Raw genomic sequence first — 20,383 nt, forward strand, 5'->3', positions numbered from 1 at the left:
TCTCCGGAAGATGACATCAGCGTGTGAGGCTCAGTTCGCCGGGCGCGCCGGCAAGGGTTCGGTCGGGACGGCAGTTGATGACCATGATCGCGAGCGTGAGGACATAGGGCGCTGCGTTGTAGAGGTAATAGCCGCTCGTCACGCCTATGGCCTGCAACGCGGGACCGAGCGCGCCTGCCGCGCCGAAGATGAGCGCGGCCCACAGGCAGCGCAGCGGCTGCCAGCGCGCGAAGATCACGAGCGCGACGGCCATGAGACCCTGGCCGCTCGACAGGCCTTCGTTCCAGCTGCCGGGATAGACGAGCGACAGATACGCGCCGCCCACGCCCGCCAGCAAGCCGCCAACGGCCGTGGCAACGATACGCACACGCGTGATCGGATAGCCCATGGCGCGCGCACTTTCCGCGTTCTCGCCGACGAGCCGCAGGGCCATGCCCCAGCGCGTATGACGCAAGCCCCATTGCAACGCGAACGCGAGCACCACACCGATCACGAAGAGCGGATTGATATGCAGCGCGTTATGCAATTGCGCGGATGCGCTCCAGCCGCCGAGATCGATGGAAGGCAGCATCGGCGCTTGCGGTTCGATGAAGGGCTTGCCGAGATAGAACGCGAGGCCGGTGCCCGCAAGCATCAACGCAATGCCGAACGCGATATCCGACACGCGCGGCAACGAGCAGACGAGACCATGCAGGCAACCGAGCACGAAGCCCGTGGCCGCTGCCGCAAGCACGCCGATCCACGGCGAGCCCGACAGATAAGCCGCCGCGTAGCCCGTCATTGCGCCGGAGACGAGAATGCCTTCGAGCCCGAGATTGACGCGCCCGCCCTTCTCGGTCAGACATTCGCCGATACTCACGAAAAGATAAGGCGTGCTCACGCGAATGGCGCCCGCGAACAGCGAGAGCAACAGCACGACAGCGGGCGATTGAGCATCAGGCATGAGTCCCCTCCAGTCGAACCGTGGAACGCGCGAGCGCCGCTGCCTGCAACTTCACGCGCCACGCGGTAATCCTGCCGCCGAGCGCTTCCCACGCGAGCAGGTTGGCGAACAACAGACCTTGTAGAACGAGCGTGGTGGCATCGGGCAGGCCGAGGCGCCGTTGCAGCAAACTACCGCTTGCTTCAATCCCGCCGACGAGCACCGCGCACAGGATGATCGCGAGCGGATTCTGACGCGCGGCGAAGGCCACGAGAATGCCCGCATAGCCATAACCCGCGAGCAGCGACGCATTCGCGCTGCCCTGCACGGCCGCGACTTCGAACATGCCCGCGAGTCCCGCCGCCGCGCCGCCGAGCATGCAAGCCGTGAGCGCGAGCCTCGTCACCGGCAAGCCGACCAGACGCGCCGCGTGATGATTGCCGCCTGCCACACGCATCGCGAAGCCCTTGGTGCTCTGGCGCACGAAGACCCACGCGGCCACACATGCCAGCGCGCCCCATAGCAGGCCCCAGTGGACGTCGAGGCCGGGCAGCGAGCCGATCATCAAGGCATCGGGAACGGGAGGCGTGGAGGGCTTGTTGAGGCTTGCCGGATCGCGCAACGGGCCTTCGACGAGATGCTTGAAGAGCGCGATGGCGATATACGACATCAGAAGGCTGCTGATGGTCTCGTTGACGCCGCGCCATTGCCGCATCGCGCCGATGGCACCGATCCAGAGCGCGCCCGCGAGCATGCCGGCGACCGCCATCAGCGGCGTGGCGACGAACCACGGCAACGATGCGGGAACGATGGACGGCACGATGGCCGCGCCGAGACCGCCGAGCGCCAGCGCGCCTTCGCCACCAATCACGATCAAACCGACTTGAGCCGGCAACGCGACACACAGCGCGGTCAGCATGAGCGGCGCCGCGCGCAGCAACGTGCTCTGCCATGCAAACGACGAACCGAATGCGCCTTGCACGATGAGCCCGAGCGCATCCAGCGCAGGCTGTCCCTGCACCAGCAGAAAGAGCGAGAACAGCACCAGCGTGCCGACGAGCGCGCACAACGTGGGCAGCGCGGGCAAGACGCCGAGCAGGAGCCGTGGACCGAGCGCGCCTGAATTCGAACCGATCACAGTGGACATCCGCGGCTCCTATCGATTGCAGATAATCAGATTTGCCCCACCACACCCGCCACGAGATAGTTCATGCTCTCGAGCGCGATGTCCGTCTGCGGATGACTCGTGCCCGCCGCGATTGCCGTGCCGCCCTTGTTGTCCTTCATCGGCCCCTTGAAGATGGCGTAGTCGCCCGCGACCATCTTCGTCTTGATGGCGTCTGCATTGGTCTTCGCATCGGCCGTGACCTTCGCGCCGTATGGCGACATCTTCACGAAGCCTTCCTTGAGGCCGCCGCGCAGAAGGTTGGGCTGCGGCTTGCCGCTTTGCGCATCCGTGACGAGTTCCTTATAAGGCGTCGCCCAGTCCCATTCCGCGCCCGTGAGATAACCCTTCGGCGCGAGCGCGGCCTGGCTCGCGTGATAGCCGCAACTCATCGCACCGCGCTTCTCCGCTGTTTCAATGACGACCTTGGGACCATCGACGTGACACGTAAGCACATCGCAGCCTTGATCGATGAGACTGTTGGTCGCTTCTGCTTCCTTGACGGGCATCGACCAGTCGCCGGTGAAGATCACGTTCGTCGTGATAGCCGGATCGACCGATTGCGCGCCCAGCGTGAACGCATTGATGTTGCGCAGCACCTGCGGAATGGGCTTGGCCGCGACGAAGCCGAGCTTCTTGCTCTTGCTCATATGACCCGCGACGACGCCGTTCAGATACTGACATTCGTCGATATAACCGAAGTAGCTCGCGATATTCGAAGGGTTGCCTTGCTTCCACAATCCGCCGCAATGCGCGAAGCGCACCTTCGGATACTTCGCGGCCATCTTCAGGACGTGAGGATCGAAATAACCGAACGAGGTCGCGAAGATGAGCGTGGCGCCGTCCTGCTCGATCATCGCTTCCATGGTCTTTTGCACGGCCACGGTTTCGGGCACGTTCTCTTCCTCGACCACTTTCACGTTGGGTAGCTTCTTGATGACTGCGGCGGCTTGCGCCTGCGCCTGGTTGTAGCCGTAGTCGCCGCGCGCGCCGACGTAGATCACGCCGACCGTGAGATTGCTCGCGCCGAACGCCAGATCGAACGGCAATGCACTGCCGAGCGCAAGCGCGCCCGCGCCCTTGATGAACTCACGGCGGTTGGTCATGGTCTCAATTCCTGTGTGGTTGGGTCGTTGGAGGTTTGACTGTCGAGCCAGGCGCGCCAGCCGCAAAAACGCGTGATGTCGCGCGCGCCGCTTTCGGCAGTGACGGCAAGCGGTTCGCAGATGAAGCCTTTGACGATGCGGCCATCCGCCGTCTCGATGCTGCCAATGCCAAGCGGCGCCGGAATCGCTTCGACGAACGCGCCGAAGGTGCGCACGGGCATGTCCCATATTTCGATGGCAATGGCTTGCCCGGCTTGCCCCGCAGAATTCGCGCGCACGAGGCCCGGCTTCGGCGGCTGCGTGTTCGCAAGCGCGAATAGCTGATAGTTAGCCGAGGTCGTCGTCGCTTCGACGAAGCGCGCGCCGGCCTTGCGCATCTGCCATTCGAGCGGCATGCCGCGTAGATGCGCGCCAACCACCGCAAGCTGCACGGTCGGCTCGTTGAACGGCAATGGCTTCGCTGCAACGGCATCTTGCTTCTGCATGCCTTCGAACTGCGCACCGAGCATGGCGAGCCGCTGATCGGCGCCAGCGGGCGCGATCAACGTGATGCCGGCGGGCAAGCCATCGGCGCGCGGGACGCCCGGCACCGCGAGCGCGCACAGATCGAGCAGGTTGACGAAGTTCGTGTAAAGCCCGAGACGGCTATTCACTTCGATAGGGTTCGCGCGCACTTCATCGATGGTCGGATGCGTCGGTGTGGTCGGCACGATCAACACGTCCACGCTTTCGAAGAGCGCTTCGGCGTGGCGCTTCAAGCGTGCAAGTTCATACTGGCCGTCGAAGGCATCGGCGGCGCTGAAGTTGTCGGCCTTGCCGATCACCTTTGCGACCACCGGGTCGATATCGTCGTGATTCGTCTCGAAGAAGTCGCCTAACGCGGCGCGCCGTTCGGCGACCCACGGACCGTCGTAAAGCAGCGCAGCGACTTGCTGCATTGGCGCAAAGGCGAACGTCGACGGCTTGAGCGCGAGCTTTTCGAGTGTCGCGGCGAAGGCATCGGCGGCGGCGGTATCGCCGAAGAATTCCAGCGTGTCGGGAATGGCGACGCGCAAGGCTTGCGGCGCAAGCGGCAAAACCGGCAAGGAAGGAATGCGGCGCGAATAGCCATCGGCTGCGTCGAACGTGGCCATCGTCGAGAGGACGTGCCAGGCGTCGGCTACGTCATGCGCGAAGATCGAGATCGTATCGAGGCTCTTGCATGCGGGCACCACGCCGCGCTTGCTGACGAAACCCAGCGTCGGCTTGAGACCGACGAGACCGTTAAAGCCTGCTGGCACACGGCCGGAGCCCGCTGTATCGGTTCCAAGCGAGAACGCGACGATGCCCGCCGCGACCGCTACCGCCGAACCCGAGCTCGATCCGCCCGAGATGTATGCGTCGTGATCGACCTGACGTACCGCGCCGAAAGGCGAGCGCGTACCGACGAGGCCCGTTGCAAACTGATCGAGATTGGTCTTGCCGATAAGCACCGCGCCCGCATCGAGCAAACGCTGCACGGCGAACGCCGTCTCTTGCGGCGTATAGGCAAATGCGGGGCACGCGGCGGTGGTGGTCAAGCCTGCCACGTCGATGTTGTCCTTCACCGCGAAGGGCACGCCGAGAAGCGGCTTGCGCGCGAAGATCGCGCCGCCCTCTTCGGCGAGTTCATGCGCAAGGCTCGCGGCACGCGCACGAAGGTCGGCCTGAGGCACGCGCAGCAGCCAGGCTTCGGGCCGGTTGCTTGCATCGAGCCTGCGCAGCACTTCTTCGATCATGGCGATTGGATCAGTGCTGCCTTGCCTATACGATTCGATAAGCGCGTACACGCCTGAAAGCGGGTCGTAGGACATGAGTTCAATCTTGAATACAAGTTGAACGTCACTGTGCAGCATCTGTGCCAGTCAACGCCATGACGCTCAAAAGCCTTTATCCATGGGGCTTCGTGCGTGGTGTGGTGTCTCATGCAAGAGGACTGATCACGTCCCAACATGGTTCGCGCAGCGTTCAAGTTGGTGCGCGGCTCCCGCTTGAAGTGCGCGAAAGACTTCAGTCGAACCCGCCTTCGGGCACGCCCTTCATGGACATGAACAGCATCCGCAACTCGCTGCCGATGCCATGAAAATGGCAGAGGAACGTGTTCTGGTCTGCGTAATACCAAGGCGTATTCAGTTCACGGAAACTGACCAATTCGGTCGATTCCCGCGCTGGCAAGACGCCGTTCGCTTCCAGTTCGAACATGAAGTGCGCCTGATCGCCATGATTGGAAAAGGTCCAGCTTAGATCGTCCAGCCCGCGAATACGGTCGAGCGTGCCCTGTAGCACGCGCGCGTTGACGTCGGTATTGCGAAAGCCCATGACGCCGGAGTTGAAAGGCCATCCGGCGATATCCGCGCTCAGCACGCGCTCGCGTCCGTCCATGAAGTCTTCGAGCTTGACGGTGCGACTGGTCGCGAGAATATCGGCATCGATCCAGAAGACCCAGTCGTGATGCGGCAAGTACTTGCTGAGCAGAAATGGCTTGGCCCAGTTGCCACACGCTTCGCGAGCGAAGTCAGCCGGCACCTCGCGATGCATGTACAAGGTGTAGCCGTGCTGTTCGCAGTAATCGCGCAGGCTCGCTTCGCCAAAACATGCGTAATTCGCTATGTTCGGTGTGTACAGCATGACCACGGCGATACGCTGGCCTGGCTGATAGACCGACAGCGCTTCAGACGACACCCCTTCGGGCGGCGCTATTTCGAAGAACCGCTGTGCGCTAGCGTGACACGCGTTCACATGCCGAGCGAGCGTCGTTCCCCAGCGCGGCCCGTACTTGCTATAAAGGCGCGGGGTGAAGACAAGCGACAACGCCACGATCGGGGAAGCGTTCAACTCGGGAAACTGAGTCGAACACGCCGAGACGATCGGGAATCTTTCGTTGACGCTACCGGCTTCGCTCTGTACGGGCAGCGCTTCGAGCAACTGATCTTCCGTGACGAACTGGCCATAGTCGTAATACGCCCGAGCCTTCGCGGCCATGCTCCTTGCAATGACGCGATTGCCTTCGGTATTTCTCAGCACCACTATCTCGCTGTTGATGCCGAAATGGCCTGTCGTCACGAGCGCATCGCGTCCGGCCATCATCGATTCGAAATCGTCGAAGCGCAGGAAGAGCGCGTTCTCGGTAGCGAAGATCAAGAGCTCGTTATCGGCTGCGCGGACCATGAGATCGCATAGCAACTGATATTTATAAACGATCCTCAGTTCAAGCGATGCAGCCCCCGCCGCGACCGGCTCGAAGCGGTGACGAGCACCCGCGCGACGGCAATATTCCGCGTGATTGACGAGCGATTCGTGAGCGTTGCGATCGAAGAAACAACTGACCAGCGTGACCATGATTGCTAAACCAGCGTAAATGAAAATGAAGGCATGAGCATAGCCAACCGTCGGGTCGAAATTGCAAATTATTGAGCGAGCCGCGTGCTTCAAATAAAGTGTAGGACGCGTGCGAATACATGCCCTCCTTTCATGCGCCATAAATCACTAGCCGCGGCGACGCATGCACGGTTATCCTCGCAGAACGACCTCGGCTGAACGCTCAGGAGAACGCTCGCCATGCCCGATACCATCGACGTTCTTATCGCCGGCGCGGGACCTGTCGGTCTCCTCCTTGCAACCGAACTGCGCCGCGACGGCATCGACGCGCGAGTGATCGACGCGCGCGCCAACCGCGCGTTCTTCGTAAAGGCGCTGGGCGTGACCGCGCGCACGCTCGAAGTCTTCGACGATCTGGGCATCGCGCGTGAAGCCATCGATGCGGGTGTCTGGCTCACTGGCGCCGATACTTATAAAGACGGCACGCTAGCTTTCAGCGTCGAAGTGCCGCGCGAGGGCCTGCCTTATGGCGCACTCTCTCTCGCGCAATATGAAACCGAGCGCATTCTGGAAGCGGCATTCGCGCGTATGGGCGGACACGTGCACTACGGGACAACCCTCATCGATTTCGACGATACCGGCGACAGCGTCCTCGCTCGCATGCAAGACGCCGACGGCACCATGCGTGAAATCCGCTGCCGGTGGCTGGTCGGTTGCGACGGCGCACGCAGCACCGTGCGGCATCATCTGAACGTACCGTTCGAAGGCGGGCAGTATCCGCAGACGTTCATGCTCGCCGATCTCGATGTCGACTGGCACGTTCAGCGCGGACCGATGCTGCGTTTCAACCTGTCCGCAGTGGAAGGCGTTCGTGGTGCGACGACGATTGCCGCGCTGCCGGTGCGCGGTTCGGCCCGCCGTTATCGCCTCTCCATGATCCTAGGCGACGACGATGCCGCGCGCCTCGTCAATGAAACCGCGCCCGCGTTCGCCGACGTAGAACGCATCATGCTGCCGTTACTTCCACCGGGAACGAGGCTTTCGTCGATGCGGTGGTCGTCCGTGTACCGCGTGAGTCATCGCATTGCGCAAAAGTACACGAGCGGACGCGTGTTCCTTGCGGGCGATGCCGCGCACATTCATCCGCCCGTCGGTGGCCTGGGCATGAATACAGGCTTGCAGGATGCGCACAATCTCGCGTGGAAACTCGCGCTCGTGGCGCGCGGTATCGCGAACGAAACACTGTTGTCGAGCTACGAAGCCGAACGTCGGCCGGTCGGACTGGATGTGGTCGAAGCAACGAGCCGCGCCTTGAACACCGTGCTCGTGCATGGCGAAGTGCGGCCCGCGATGCGCGAAACACAGTTGCTCGTCGGATATCGCGGCAGTGCAATCGTGGCGGATGCAAACGACGAGATCAGCGCGCAGATTGCGCCCGGCTTTCCCGCGCCTGGGGATCGCGTACCGGAATGCGGCGGGCTCGCTGAAGCGTTCGTCGGGCATGCCGTGCGGCTGCGCGACCATATCGGTCGCGGGCGGCATACGCTCATCGGGTATCTGGATCACGACATGAACGGCGACTCACGCGAATCGTTCGACGCAGCGTTTCAAACGTGGCGCGACATGCTGGGTGACGCAGGCAATGCGGTGCTGATTACGGCGGGAAAATCGCCTGAATGCAGCGAGACGTACGCCGTTCTCGCAGATGCGGCGGGTGAATTCGCGGCTTTTTTCGGCGCGCGCAGCGGCATGATCTGGGCCCTGCGTCCAGATGGTCATATCGGCTTCAGACGCGCTAGCGCGACGACGCTTGAATCATGGCTCACCACAATGCTCGGAAGCCCGCAGCGCGCGTGAATTCGCCGCCGCAAACGTTTTACAATGCCGAGGACAGCTTCCAAAGGCACCGCGTCGAGCCATCGACTCAATGCAAGAACATTCGGTAAAGCGTCATCTGGGCAAAAGCCGCTTATAGCCGCTATGCTGCCAATGCAAACAATGCGCATTTAACTCCACCCGATGACTACTACTTCGATCAAAAGACGATCTCGCAAGTTAGCTGCCTGGACGATTGCAGGCGCTGCCCTTGCGGGCACGGTCACAAGCGCACAAGCTCAGGAATTTTCGGTGCTCGCCGGGCCGCTCAAGAGCAGCAGCCAGAACAGCTATTCATGGGAAGCGAACTATCGGGAAGGCCTTGGACGCTATGCGGCCTGGAGTTTTTCGTGGCTCAACGAAGGCCACATTCCCGATCATCATCGCGATGGTCAGGCCGTGCAGTTGTGGGGCCGTTTGCCGCTCTGGAACAACCGGCTCGAACTTTCCGCGGGCGCCGGTCCCTACCGTTACTTCGATACGAGCCAAGCGGAAGCCGGCAGCGGCTATTCGAATTCGCACGGTTGGGGCGGCATGTTCACGTTGCGCGCCGCGTACTACTTCGATAACCGGTGGATCGCGGAGATGAAGCTCAACCGCGTGCAGGCGTTCGGCGGTCCGGACACGACCGCGCTTCTGTTCGGTATCGGCTACCAGCTCGACGCGCCGGATGGTCGCGGTCCGCGCGCCTACGCGCCGTCGCGCAGCACGAACGTCACCAATAACGAAGTTACGGTCATGCTCGGGCGCACGATCCTCAACAGTCTAGACTCGGAATCGAATCTCTCGGAGAGCGTCGAGTACAGGCGCGGACTGTGGCATTACGTCGACTTCACCGCGTCGTATCTGCACGAAGGCGGTCACGTGCAGTCGCGTCGCGATGGCATTGCGGCACAGCTTTGGGCCACGCGCGCATTCTTCAACGACAGACTCACGCTCGGCGTGGGCGCGGGTCCTTATTTGTCGATCACGCAGAACGACGATTTGCCGCAAAACCGCACGGGCGATGGCCGTTTCGCGGGAGTGGTGTCGGCATCGGCGAGTTATCGCTTTACCGACCGATGGCTCGCGCGGCTGACATGGAATCGCATGGTCACGCGTTATGACCGCGATTCGGACATCATCGAAGCGGGTATCGGCATGCGCTTCTGACATGGCGCAAACGCAAGGCGGGCGGGTCCGGCGATTGCGGCGCAGCTGCCGTCATTCGCAAGTGGACCTGTCCCCATGCCTGAAATGCGCTCCCGTGTTCTCCTGGTCTCACCACATCTCGACGACGCCGTCTTCGGTTGCGGCGCCCTGCTCGCTGCATCCAACGAGACTATCGTCTGCAATGTCTTCACCGGCAGCCCCGAAGAAGATTTGACGACGGACTGGGACCAGCATTGCGGTTTCAGTAGCGCTCACGAAGCGATGCGCTCACGCATCGACGAGGACGAGCGGGCGCTCGGATTGCTAAGCGCGCGTTCAGTCAATCTCGGCTTTCTCGATTCGCAATATGTGCCGCATGCGCCGGAGTCGGCAAAACCGACGCGCGCGGCGATTCGCGATGCACTGCTGCATGTCGTGCGCGAATATCGCCCTGATCTTCTGCTGATTCCACTCGGCCTGTTCCATTCGGACCATGCGCTCACGCACTTTGCCGCTTGCGATGCATGGCTCGAACATCCCGCGCTCGCCTGCATCGGCTATGAGGAAGGGTTATATCGGCGAATGCGCGGTCTGGTGCAGCGGCGTCTCTTCGATCTGCATGGCATCGGCATCGATGCAACGCCTTATGAAGCCGCCACGACGAATCCCGCGGATGCCGAACGCGCGCATGCAGCCAAGAGAAACGCCGTGCAGGCTTATACGAGCCAACTGAAGGCCTTCGGCCCCGGCGGCTATGACGACGTTTTTCTTCCTGAGCGCTACTGGACGCTCGAACGTAGCGAGGATGGCCGATGAGCGCGCACGACGTCTCGTCCGTACGCCTTAGCGTTGTCGTCCTTACCTATAATCGTGCCGATGTCGTACTGCGCACGATCGCAAAACTTGCCGCCCTGCCCGATCCCGTTCGTATCGTGGTGGTCGACAATGCCTCCTCCGATAATACGGCCCGCCGTATTGCAGAAAAATTTCCCTCGGTCGAGCTCGTGATTGCGTCCAAAAACATGGGCGCGGCTGGACGCAATCTCGGCGTGGCGCGTGTGCGGACAGAATACGTTGCCTTCTGCGATGACGACACCTGGTGGCAAGCTGGCTCGCTTTCGCGCGCAGTACAGATACTCGATGCGTCGCCTCGCGTGGCTGTTTTAAGCGCTCGCGTGGTCGTCGGGGATGCCGAATCGACGGACGAAACCTGCGAGCGCATGCGCGTGAGTCCGCTCGGGTCGCATGGGCTGCCGGGGCCCGCGCTGATCGGCTTCATGGCGGGTGCGAGCGTATTCCGCACAAGCGTCTACCGCGAAACGGGCGGATATGAGCCGAAGCTTTTCATTGGCGGCGAAGAGTCGCTTCTAGCACTCGATATTCTGAGCAGCGGCCATGCGCTCGTCTATGCCGATGAGCTCGTGCTACATCACCATCCATCGGAAATACGTGACAGTGCGCTGCGCAGGCGTCTGCTTGCGCGGAATGAGGCATGGGTCGCATGGTTGCGCCTGCCGCTTGCCGAAGCGCTGCGTTCAAGTCTGAATGCCTTCTTCATCATGCGACGTGAACGCACGCTCTTACGCGACTCGCTCGCAATGTTGCGCGGTTTGCCGTGGGCGTTGTCGAAACGGCGCGTGGTTGCACGCAGCGTCCTGCTGATGCGCGCCGTCGTCCGCGATGACGACCAGCGCCGCTCATCCACTGCCAGCGCGATATAGAAGCGCACCAGCACGGATTCGGCCGTGTGCGAACCCAAAACGAAATTGCTTTCGTCCGACAACGAACAAACGATTCTGCGTATTTCCATTTCAGTGGCACAACGAATGCTCTTACTCCACGACTCCGAAGGACTCGCACGATCAAGCGCGACGAGCCTACTTTGGACCTTCGTGATGGGGACGGGCACAGTGAAGATCGCACTAATCAGTGAACACGCTTCTCCACTCGCAGTGGCGGGCGGCGTCGATAGCGGCGGACAAAACATCTATGTCGCGCACGTAGCGCGGCAACTTGCACGCAGCGGTCATGAAGTCGATGTGTTCACGCGTCGCGATCGTTCTTTACTTCCGCTTGTCTCGCGCTTCGAAGGAATTCGCGTAATCAATGTTCCGGCAGGGCCGCCCGTGCAATTGCCCAAGGAGCAATTACTTCCGTTCATGGACGAATTCGCGCGCTTCATGATCGGGTTCTTCGAGAAAGAGGAAACGCCCTATCACGTGGTCCATGCAAACTTTTTCATGTCGGGACTCGTCGGCATGCAGATCAAGGCTGCGCTCGGCACGCCGCTCGTCACCACGTTCCACGCGCTCGGTCGCGTGCGACGCATTCATCAAGGCGCAGGCGATGGCTTTCCCGACGAGCGCTTCGACATAGAAGATGCGCTCGTTCGCGAGTCGGATTCCGTTATCGCCGAATGTCCGCAAGATGCTGCCGATCTCATCGCGCTCTATCAGGCGGAGCGTCAGCGGATCGACCTCGTGCCATGCGGCTTCGACAGCGCGGAGTTTCATCCGATCAACAAGCAGGAAGCGCGCGAGCGGCTCGGCTGGCCGCAGGACAAGTTCATTGCATTGCAACTCGGGCGCATGGTGCCGCGCAAGGGGATCGATAATGTCGTGCGCGGGATTGGCGTGTGCAATCGCGAGTTGAACGAAGACGCGCATCTTTACGTGATCGGCGGCAACTCGGATGAGGCCAACGAAATCGCGACACCGGAAATCGGCAGACTGCGCGGAATAGCCCGCGAATGCGGCGTGGAAGACCGCGTCAATTTTCTCGGACGTCATGGACGCCAGCGTTTGAAGGAGTTTTATAACGCGGCGGATGTCTTCGTCACGACGCCTTGGTACGAGCCCTTCGGCATTACCCCGCTCGAGGCCATGGCCTGTGGCACGCCTGTAATCGGCGCGGATGTGGGCGGCATTCGCTACTCGGTCGCTCATCAAGAGACTGGCCTGCTCGTTCCGCCGAAAGACCCGCATGCACTGGCGGTCGCGCTTGCCATGCTCAAGCGCGATCCCGCGCTCGCCGAAAGCATGGGCGCGGCGGGGTTGGAACGTGCGCGTTCGATGTTCACATGGACCGGCGTCGCGCAAGCGCTCGAACGCGTCTATGCGCGCGTGGCGGAAGTGGAATTTTCGAACACCGTGCTCGATGAGCGCAGTGCTTACGGTGGCGCTTCCGCATGAAGCCGAGACTCCTTCGCCCTGCCGTGTTTCTGGATAAGGACGGCACCTTGCTCGACGATGTGCCTTACAACGTCGACCCGCTGAAGATGCGTCTTGAACCTGGCGCCGTCAATGCACTCGCGCTCTTCGCACGCATGGACGTACCGGTCGTCGTCATCAGCAATCAAAGCGGCGTGGCGCTTGGCAAGTTCGATGAAGCGGCGCTCGTCGATGTCGAACGCACGCTGCATGAATTTGCGGCGCGCGCAGGCGCGCGACTCGCTGGCGTGTACTTCTGCCCGCACCATCCACGAGGAACGGTGGCGAAATACCGGAAAATATGCGAATGCCGCAAGCCAGCGCCCGGCATGATCGAACGCGCGGCGCGTGACCTCGGTCTTGATCTTGCACGAAGCTGGTTCGTCGGAGACATACTCGACGATGTCGAAGCGGGTCATCGTGCAGGTTGCCGCGCCGTGCTTATAGACAATGGCAACGAAACGTTATGGCAGCGTGGCCCACTGCGCGAGCCCGACGCCATTGCGAAAGACATGCACGAAGCAGCGCGCATGATCGAAGCGGCATGGCATGGGGAGCTTGCAGCGTGAAGCGCGAGCGAATCCCTGTCGTCGCCATCGCGCCTCACGCGCGCGCACCGGAGTCGCGTCCGCAAGGCGTCTGGGGCGAGAACGTCAAGCGCATCCTCTGCGTACGTACCGACAATCTAGGCGACGTGCTGATGACGACGCCTGCTCTGCACGCTCTCAAACATGCGTATCCCGGACGGCATCTGAGCTTGCTTGCTTCGCGTTCGGGTGCGATGGCCGCGCGCTTCATCGAAGATATCGATGACGTGATCGAGTATGACGCGCCGTGGGTCAAGCATCACACGCCCATCGACGCGAGTCGCGATCTTGCAATGCTCGAACGCATTCGAACGCTCGGCTTCGATGCCGCCGTGATCTTCACGGTCTATAGCCAGAATCCTTTGCCTGCCGCAATGTTTTGTCATCTTGCGGGTATCCCTCGAAGGTTGGCGCATTGCCGCGAGAATCCCTACGGTTTGCTCACCGACTGGGTCGCCGAAACTGAACCGCAGAACGGCACACGTCACGAGGTCGAGCGTCAGCTTGCGTTGGTCGCTCAGGTAGGCGCACGCGCCGATGACAGACGCATGCGCTTCACGGTTCGCGACGGCGATGAGGCATCGCTTGCGCAGAAGCTCGATGCGCGCGGTATCGATCTTCATGGGCCTTTTTTCATGATGCATCCAGGTGCAACGGCAGCATCGCGTCGTTATCCGCCGGACCGCTTCGCGGAGGTCGCGCAAGCGCTCAACGCGCGCACGGGCTGGCCAGTCGTCGTCACGGGCTCGGCAAGCGAAGCGGAATTGTGTCGCGAGGTAAGCGGCGGTCACGGCGGCATCAGCGACCTGTCGGGCGCACTCGACCTCGGCGAACTGGCCGCTCTCGTGAAGCACGCACGCGTCCTTGTTTCAAACAATAGCGGTCCCGTTCATATTGCCTCTGCGCTCGGCACGCCTGTAGTGGATCTCTATGCACTCACCAATCCGCAACATACGCCATGGCAGACGCCGCATAGCGTGCTCAATCACGATGTGCCGTGCCGGTGGTGCTATCGCAGCATCTGTCCCGAAGGACATCATTTGTGCCTCCTCGGCGTGAGCGTAGATGAAGTAATCGACGCTGTCATGTCGCTTTGCGATGCCCGCGCAGACGCTGCCGCCCCTCTCTCGATCCATCCATAAGGTTCGCTTTCCATGTACACCCTCGGAATCAATGCGGTCTATCACGACAGCGCGGCTGCGCTGATCAAGGACGGTGTCGTCGTTGCGGCAGCGGAAGACGAACGCTTCACGCACGTCAAGCATGCGAAGCGTCCGGTGCCGTTTTCGACATGGCAATTGCCCTTCGACGCTATCGACTATTGCCTCAAAGAGGCTGGTATCGAACTGGCGGATGTCGATCATGTCGCCTATTCATACGACCCGCATTTGCTTTCCGCCATGCCACGGCAGCCTAAAGCGAGCATTGCGTTGCCGTTCATGCCGTCCGAGCATTCGAGCGGCAACCCATCCGAATCGCCTTGGGACCCGCTTTTTTTAAGCTATATCGTCAATGCGCGCGGTCAATTGGTGGATGGAGCGCCGCATCATCTGAAGAAGCGTTTCGCAAGCGGCGGACGCGCGCCGCGGTTCGACTGGCATCACGTCGATCATCATCTGTCGCATGAAGCGAGCGCGTTTCTCGCTGCGCCCTTCGAAGATACCGCCGTGCTTACCATGGACGGACGCGGTGAAGGCGTAACAACGAGTCTCGGGCAATTCGTCAACGGACAGTACGAGCGCGTCAAACAGGTGGAACTGCCGCATTCGCTCGGGCTGCTGTATGAGACCGTCACCGACTATCTGGGCTTTCTGCATTCCTCGGACGAGTACAAGGTCATGGCGCTGGCTTCGTTCGGCAAGCCGGCTTACGTGGACCAGTTTCGCGAGATCGTGAAATATCGGCATGACGGCACTTATACCGTCGATGCCCCGCGCCTGGAAGAACGCTTCGGTCGGCGTCGTGAGCGCGGCGGTCCGCTCGATCAGCATCATTACGATATCGCGCATTCGTTGCAAGTCGTGCTCGAAGACACGGCGCTCGAATTGGCAAAGTGGTTGCACGAGCGAACTGGTTTATCGAAGCTCGCGATGGCAGGCGGCGTGGCACTCAATTGCGTGATGAACGCGCGTCTGCGCGACCGTGGCCCGTTCGAAGAGATCTGGGTGCAACCTGCGGCCGGCGATGCCGGTACCGCGCTGGGCGCGGCGCTTTGGACGGACTATCGCGAACGAGAGAAGCAAGGCGACCGCAGCCGCAAATGGCGCATGGATCACGCATATCTCGGCCCGCGTTATGACGACAACGAAGTCGAACAGTTTCTCAAGTGGGCCAAGGCGCCGTATCGGAAGCTCGATAACGTCGCGGGCGAAACAGCCGATCTGCTCGCGCGGAATCGCGTGATCGGTTGGTATCAGGGCCGCACGGAATTCGGACCGCGCGCACTCGGCGCACGTTCGATACTTGCATCGCCGATCGATCCGTCCATGCAAGCGAAGCTCAACGAGATCAAGGATCGTGAAGACTTCCGTCCTGTTGCGCCGGTGGTCATGGAAGAACACGCGGTCGACTGGTTCGTCGATGCATGCGTGGCGCCTTTCATGCTCTTCGTCTTCGACGTGCGCGAAGAGATGAAGCCGAAGATTCCGGCCGTGACGCATATCGATGGCACGGCGCGCGTACAGACCGTGAACCGCTCGCAACATCCGCTCTATTACGACCTGCTCGCCGCATTCAAGGCACGCACGGGCGTACCGGTGCTCGTCAACACGTCGTTCAACACGCGTGGCGAACCGATGGTCAACTCGCCGCGCGATGCGCTCGAATCTTTCTGGACGTCGCCGCTGGATGCGCTCGTCATCGGTTCTTTCTTAATCGAAAAACCCGGAGCACATGCATGAGCACGGTTTCCGGCGGCTTTAGCTTCGATGGCGCCGACGCTTTCGAAAGGAGCGAGAGCGCGGTAACGCCATCATCGTTCGCGTACGACGTGAGCGTAGTCGTGCCGACTTATCGTCGTCCCGACATGCTCGAACGATGCTTGCGCGCGGTGATGGCGCAGGACATGCGCGCATCGCGTTACGAGATCATCGTCTGCGACGACGGTCCCGATGATGCCACGCGCGCCAAGGTCATGGCGCTTGCGCGCGAATGCGAGACAACCGAGCCGCGCGGTCCGCGTATTCGCTATGTTCCCGTCACCGCGACGCAAGGGCCTGCGGGTGCGCGCAACGCGGGATGGCGTGCGGCGCAGTCACGTTTCATCGCATTCACCGATGACGACACTATCCCCGATGCGCAGTGGCTAAGTGCGGGCGTCGCCGCGCTCGATGCCGGCGCGGATGCGGTGTCGGGACGCATCGTCGTGCCGCTTCCCGCGCGGCCGACCGACTACGAGCAGGACGCGGCAGGTCTTTCGAGCGCAGAGTTCGCAACGGCCAATACCTTCGTCAAGCGCTCCGCGATGGACCGTATAGGCGGATTCGATGCGCGTTTTACATCTGCGTGGCGCGAAGATTCGGATCTGCAATTTCAACTCCTGCGCAGCGGCGCGCATATCGTCCGTTCGCACGATGCGATGGTGTTGCACCCCGTGCGCCCCGCACGTTGGGGCGTGAGCTTGTCGCAACAGAAGAAGAGTCAGTTCGATGCGTTGCTTTACAAGAAGCATCCTGCGCTGTTCAGAACGCGCATACGCAGCACGCCGCCCGTGTTGTATTACATGATCCTCGCGGTGGTCGTGGCGGCCATCGTCGCTTACGCACTGCGTTTCGACTCGCTCGCCATTGCCTGCGTAATTGCATGGCTCGCCATGAGCGGTTGGTTCTGTGTCAAGCGCCTGATGAAGACAGCGCTTACGCCATCGCACGTGCTCGAAATGGCGTGGACGTCGCTGTGGATTCCGTTTCTCTCGATCTACTGGCGGCTATACGGCGCCTTCAAATTTCGCGTGGTGTTCGTATGATCGAACGCATCGCTATTTTCAGGGCTTTGCAGCTTGGCGACATGCTCTGCTGCGTCCCCGCGTTGCGCGCGTTACGAGCTGCTCATCCGCGTGCGCATATCGTGCTGATAGGGCTACCGTGGGCAAGCAGTTTCGTGACGCGCTATCGTTCGCTGATCGATGAACTCGTTCCCTTTCCCGGCGCTGTCGGGTTTCCCGAGCAGGAAGAAACCGATGCGGGTTTGCCGTCATTCTGGAGCGCGATGCAGGAGCGCCGCTTCGATCTTGCGATTCAGCTGCATGGCAGCGGCGGTGTAGCGAACGATATCGTCGAACGAATGGGCGCGCGTTTGAACGCCGGCTATCTGAAGCCTGATGAAGCGATGCGCGAAGGCGTCTTCATTCCCTGGCCCGATACGCTACCCGAGATAGCACGCTATAACGCGCTGATGGATGCGCTCGGTATCGATGCAAGCCATACCGATCTCGACATCCCATTGAGCGACGAAGACATCCGAGAGTGCGCCGGATTGCTCGATGCTTATGAACTCGATTCCACGCGACTCGTGCTCGTGCATGCGGGTTCGCAACTGCCTTCACGCCGCTGGCCCGCCGAACGCTTTGCGCAAGTGGCTTTATCGCTTGCCCATGCGGGTTGGCAGATCGCATTGACTGGCAGCGCGGGAGAAGCGCCGATCACGTCGCATATAGCGCGGGCACTGGAAGGCTGCGATGCAATCGACCTGACCGGAAAGACATCGCTAGGCGGCCTCGCCGCGCTCGTAGCGAAGGCGCAACTCGTTGTCTGCAACGACACCGGCATATCGCATATCGCGGCGGCAATGCGCACGAAAAGCGTCGTCATCGCGTCAGGTAGCGACACGCGCCGCTGGGCGCCGCTCGACCATGAACGTCATCGCGTGCTGGCGGATTATCCGTCCTGTCGTCCCTGCTCGTTTCGCGACTGCCCATATGGGCATCCATGCGCGCTGAATATCAGTGTTGCACAGGTACTGGATGTCGCACATGCGCAGCTGCCCGAACCTCGATTTCATACGGCCCCGATCCATGCTCACTGCTGACAACCGACGCCTGCGTGTTCTGACATGGCACGTGCACGGCAACTACATGTACTACTTGAGTCAAGCGAAGCACGACTTCTATCTCGTCACGAAGCCCGGCCATACTCCGGGCTACGCGGGCAAGGTCGGCGTCTTGCCGTGGGGCGGCAATGTCCACGAAGTGCCTTATGACGAATTGGCTTCGCAAGATTTCGATGTCGTGCTCTTTCAGCATCGCACGCATTGGGACGACGACCGCTTGAACCTCTTGAGCAACGCACAACGCCGCTTGCCGCGCGTCTATATCGAGCATGATCCGCCGCAGGAAAATGCCTTCGAACAGCGGCATTGGGTGCAAGACCGCGACACCCTGCTCGTGCATGTGACCCACTTCAACCGCCTCATGTGGGACAGCGGCGAGACGCCGACGCAGGTGATCGAACATGGTGTTGTGGTGCCCGACAGCGTGCGCTATAGCGGCGAGAAAGAACGCGGCATTGTCATCATCAATCATCTGAAGCAGCGTGGACGCAGGCTCGGTCACGATGTATTCACCGAAGCCGCGCGGCGTGTGCCGCTCGACCTAGTCGGCATGGATGCTCACGCAGCGGGAGGACTCGGCGAGATCGGCAATCTTGATCTCGCGTCTTTCAGCGCGCAATACCGTTTCTTTTTTAATCCGATTCGCTGGACGAGCCTCGGTCTCGCAATCGTCGAGGCGATGACGATAGGCATGCCTATTGTCGGCCTCGCGACGACCGAGCTTGCGACCGTCATTCGCAACGGCGAGAGCGGCTTCATCCATACCGATACGGACCAGTTGATCGATGCCATGCAACACCTTCTACGCGATCCCGCCGAGGCCCGCCGGCTCGGTGAAGGTGCACGCAAGGTGGCGTTGGAACGCTTTCATATCGATCGCTTCGCAGCCGAGTGGGAAGCCACGCTGCGTCACGTCTGCAGCTAAACATCATTTTAGAGAACATCCATGAAGGAAGCCTTTCGCAAGCGCATTCTGGTCACGGGAGGTGCGGGCTTTCTCGGCTCGCATCTATGTGAACGCCTGCTCGCTCAAGGACACGATGTCTTGTGCGTCGACAATTTTTATACCGGCACGAAGGACAACATCGCGCATCTGCTGGACAGCGCGAATTTCGAACTAATGCGCCACGACGTGACGTTTCCGCTCTATGTGGAAGTGGACCAGATCTATAACCTCGCATGCCCCGCTTCGCCCATTCATTACCAGTACGATCCCGTTCAGACCACGAAGACGAGCGTGCATGGCGCGATCAACATGTTGGGTCTCGCCAAGCGTGTGAAGGCGCGCATCTTTCAGGCATCGACGAGTGAAGTGTACGGTGACGCACGTGTGCATCCGCAACAAGAAGCCTATTGGGGCAATGTAAATCCTATCGGTCCGCGTTCTTGCTATGACGAAGGCAAGCGTTGCGCCGAAACACTCTTCATGGATTATCGGCGGCAGCATGGCCTCAACATCAAGATCGCGAGAATCTTCAATACGTATGGGCCGCGCATGCATCCCGCCGATGGCCGCGTGGTGTCCAACTTCATGATGCAGGCGCTCGCCAACGAGCCGATCACCGTTTATGGCGAAGGCACGCAGACACGCTCCTTCTGTTATGTCGACGATATGGTCGACGCCTTCATCCGCCTCATGAACACGCCCGATGACGTCACGGGTCCAGTCAATCTAGGCAACCCGCACGAACTTTCGATGCTGGACATTGCCAAACGCATCATCGCGTTGACGGGTTCGAGTTCCGAGATCGTGTTTCATCCATTGCCGATGGATGATCCGTGGCATCGTCAACCGGATATCACGCAGGCGCGCACGCTGCTCGACTGGCAACCCGTGACAGAACTCGATGAAGGCTTGCAGCGTACGGCGCGGTACTTCCGCCAGATCACCGAGGCGCAACGCACGATGGCGACGTTCGCCAGTTGAATGCGAGGTAGGACGAAGGCCGCTTTCAGAGAATCAAGGGCGGCCTTCGCTTTAAAGACAAGCGAAACGCAGGTCTTGC

17 protein-coding genes are annotated in these 20,383 nt (G+C 61.0%); 12 read left to right on the forward strand and 5 right to left on the reverse strand.

Translation table 11 applies throughout. The features are described 5' to 3' along the window. Positions 1-16: 16 nt before the first annotated feature. The 5 genes from P9292_RS17985 to P9292_RS18005 form a co-directional block, all read right to left on the reverse strand. A complete protein-coding gene (locus P9292_RS17985; RefSeq protein WP_309849878.1) occupies positions 17-943 on the reverse strand; it encodes an ABC transporter permease in 927 nt (308 codons plus the stop codon). Further along, positions 936-2,069, reverse strand: a complete 1,134-nt coding sequence (locus tag P9292_RS17990; RefSeq protein WP_244828204.1) for an ABC transporter permease — start codon at positions 2,067-2,069, stop codon at positions 936-938. Before P9292_RS17990 ends, P9292_RS17985 begins: the two co-directional genes overlap by 8 nt. Positions 2,070-2,095: 26 nt before the next feature. Next, entirely contained in the window at positions 2,096-3,193 is a 1,098-nt protein-coding gene (locus P9292_RS17995) for a BMP family ABC transporter substrate-binding protein (RefSeq protein ID WP_309960437.1), read from the reverse strand. After that, positions 3,190-5,025 (reverse strand): allophanate hydrolase, encoded by a 1,836-nt coding sequence (gene atzF, locus P9292_RS18000; RefSeq protein WP_309960439.1) that lies wholly within the window; start codon positions 5,023-5,025, stop codon positions 3,190-3,192. Before atzF ends, P9292_RS17995 begins: the two co-directional genes overlap by 4 nt. 196 nt (positions 5,026-5,221) lie before the next feature. Beyond that, the gene (locus tag P9292_RS18005) at positions 5,222-6,550 is read right to left on the reverse strand and encodes a hypothetical protein (protein ID WP_309960440.1); all 1,329 of its coding nucleotides are present in this window, start codon (positions 6,548-6,550) and stop codon (positions 5,222-5,224) included. A gap of 219 nt (positions 6,551-6,769) precedes the next feature. On the opposite strand from P9292_RS18005, the gene P9292_RS18010 reads away from it, so the two are divergent. From P9292_RS18010 to P9292_RS18065, 12 genes are all read left to right on the forward strand, one after another. After that, positions 6,770-8,386, forward strand: coding sequence for an FAD-dependent monooxygenase (locus tag P9292_RS18010; RefSeq protein ID WP_309960441.1), 1,617 nt, complete (start codon positions 6,770-6,772; stop codon positions 8,384-8,386). A gap of 162 nt (positions 8,387-8,548) precedes the next feature. Then, a complete protein-coding gene (locus P9292_RS18015; RefSeq protein ID WP_250528529.1) occupies positions 8,549-9,556 on the forward strand; it encodes a hypothetical protein in 1,008 nt (335 codons plus the stop codon). A 75-nt stretch (positions 9,557-9,631) separates the two neighbouring features. Beyond that, on the forward strand, positions 9,632-10,351 hold the full coding sequence (locus tag P9292_RS18020) for a PIG-L family deacetylase (RefSeq protein ID WP_309960444.1): 720 nt from the start codon (positions 9,632-9,634) through the stop codon (positions 10,349-10,351). Continuing rightward, positions 10,348-11,256 (forward strand): glycosyltransferase, encoded by a 909-nt coding sequence (locus tag P9292_RS18025; protein WP_309960446.1) that lies wholly within the window; start codon positions 10,348-10,350, stop codon positions 11,254-11,256. Before P9292_RS18020 ends, P9292_RS18025 begins: the two co-directional genes overlap by 4 nt. 189 nt (positions 11,257-11,445) lie before the next feature. Continuing rightward, positions 11,446-12,726 carry a glycosyltransferase family 1 protein gene (locus P9292_RS18030; RefSeq protein WP_309960448.1) on the forward strand — a complete coding sequence of 427 codons (1,281 nt, stop codon included), beginning with the start codon at positions 11,446-11,448 and terminating at the stop codon, positions 12,724-12,726. Further along, positions 12,723-13,313 (forward strand): HAD-IIIA family hydrolase, encoded by a 591-nt coding sequence (locus P9292_RS18035; protein WP_309960450.1) that lies wholly within the window; start codon positions 12,723-12,725, stop codon positions 13,311-13,313. The genes P9292_RS18030 and P9292_RS18035 overlap by 4 nt, the downstream gene beginning before the upstream one ends. Further along, positions 13,289-14,473 (forward strand): lipopolysaccharide heptosyltransferase II, encoded by a 1,185-nt coding sequence (gene waaF / locus P9292_RS18040; protein WP_309960452.1) that lies wholly within the window; start codon positions 13,289-13,291, stop codon positions 14,471-14,473. Before P9292_RS18035 ends, waaF begins: the two co-directional genes overlap by 25 nt. Before the next feature lie 12 nt (positions 14,474-14,485). Beyond that, a complete protein-coding gene (locus tag P9292_RS18045) occupies positions 14,486-16,231 on the forward strand; it encodes a carbamoyltransferase C-terminal domain-containing protein (RefSeq protein ID WP_309960455.1) in 1,746 nt (581 codons plus the stop codon). Further along, complete coding sequence (locus tag P9292_RS18050) at positions 16,228-17,295, forward strand: glycosyltransferase (protein ID WP_309960458.1); 1,068 nt, start codon at positions 16,228-16,230, stop codon at positions 17,293-17,295. Before P9292_RS18045 ends, P9292_RS18050 begins: the two co-directional genes overlap by 4 nt. Next, a complete protein-coding gene (locus P9292_RS18055) occupies positions 17,292-18,356 on the forward strand; it encodes a glycosyltransferase family 9 protein (RefSeq protein WP_250466945.1) in 1,065 nt (354 codons plus the stop codon). Before P9292_RS18050 ends, P9292_RS18055 begins: the two co-directional genes overlap by 4 nt. Then, positions 18,343-19,302, forward strand: a complete 960-nt coding sequence (locus P9292_RS18060) for a glycosyltransferase family 4 protein (RefSeq protein ID WP_309960460.1) — start codon at positions 18,343-18,345, stop codon at positions 19,300-19,302. Before P9292_RS18055 ends, P9292_RS18060 begins: the two co-directional genes overlap by 14 nt. Positions 19,303-19,323: 21 nt before the next feature. Next, positions 19,324-20,304: a UDP-glucuronic acid decarboxylase family protein gene (locus tag P9292_RS18065; RefSeq protein ID WP_250466942.1), complete on the forward strand. Its 981-nt coding sequence runs from the start codon at positions 19,324-19,326 to the stop codon at positions 20,302-20,304. The last annotated feature ends 79 nt before the right edge of the window (positions 20,305-20,383 follow it).

It is taken from the genome of Caballeronia sp. LZ001 (assembly GCF_031450875.1).
GTDB lineage: Bacteria > Pseudomonadota > Gammaproteobacteria > Burkholderiales > Burkholderiaceae > Caballeronia.

Excerpts from the sequence above, each read along its gene's own strand:
- P9292_RS17985 (WP_309849878.1), bottom strand. The coding sequence starts at position 943 with ATGCCTGATGCTCAATCGCCCGCTGTCGTGCTGTTGCTCTCGCTGTTC.
- P9292_RS17990 (WP_244828204.1), bottom strand. The coding sequence starts at position 2,069 with ATGTCCACTGTGATCGGTTCGAATTCAGGCGCGCTCGGTCCACGGCTC.
- P9292_RS17995 (WP_309960437.1), bottom strand. The coding sequence starts at position 3,193 with ATGACCAACCGCCGTGAGTTCATCAAGGGCGCGGGCGCGCTTGCGCTC.
- atzF (WP_309960439.1), bottom strand. The coding sequence starts at position 5,025 with ATGTCCTACGACCCGCTTTCAGGCGTGTACGCGCTTATCGAATCGTAT.
- P9292_RS18005 (WP_309960440.1), bottom strand. The coding sequence starts at position 6,550 with ATGGTCACGCTGGTCAGTTGTTTCTTCGATCGCAACGCTCACGAATCG.
- P9292_RS18010 (WP_309960441.1), top strand. The coding sequence starts at position 6,770 with ATGCCCGATACCATCGACGTTCTTATCGCCGGCGCGGGACCTGTCGGT.
- P9292_RS18015 (WP_250528529.1), top strand. The coding sequence starts at position 8,549 with ATGACTACTACTTCGATCAAAAGACGATCTCGCAAGTTAGCTGCCTGG.
- P9292_RS18020 (WP_309960444.1), top strand. The coding sequence starts at position 9,632 with ATGCCTGAAATGCGCTCCCGTGTTCTCCTGGTCTCACCACATCTCGAC.
- P9292_RS18025 (WP_309960446.1), top strand. The coding sequence starts at position 10,348 with ATGAGCGCGCACGACGTCTCGTCCGTACGCCTTAGCGTTGTCGTCCTT.
- P9292_RS18035 (WP_309960450.1), top strand. The coding sequence starts at position 12,723 with ATGAAGCCGAGACTCCTTCGCCCTGCCGTGTTTCTGGATAAGGACGGC.
- waaF (WP_309960452.1), top strand. The coding sequence starts at position 13,289 with ATGGCATGGGGAGCTTGCAGCGTGAAGCGCGAGCGAATCCCTGTCGTC.
- P9292_RS18045 (WP_309960455.1), top strand. The coding sequence starts at position 14,486 with ATGTACACCCTCGGAATCAATGCGGTCTATCACGACAGCGCGGCTGCG.
- P9292_RS18050 (WP_309960458.1), top strand. The coding sequence starts at position 16,228 with ATGAGCACGGTTTCCGGCGGCTTTAGCTTCGATGGCGCCGACGCTTTC.
- P9292_RS18055 (WP_250466945.1), top strand. The coding sequence starts at position 17,292 with ATGATCGAACGCATCGCTATTTTCAGGGCTTTGCAGCTTGGCGACATG.
- P9292_RS18060 (WP_309960460.1), top strand. The coding sequence starts at position 18,343 with ATGCTCACTGCTGACAACCGACGCCTGCGTGTTCTGACATGGCACGTG.
- P9292_RS18065 (WP_250466942.1), top strand. The coding sequence starts at position 19,324 with ATGAAGGAAGCCTTTCGCAAGCGCATTCTGGTCACGGGAGGTGCGGGC.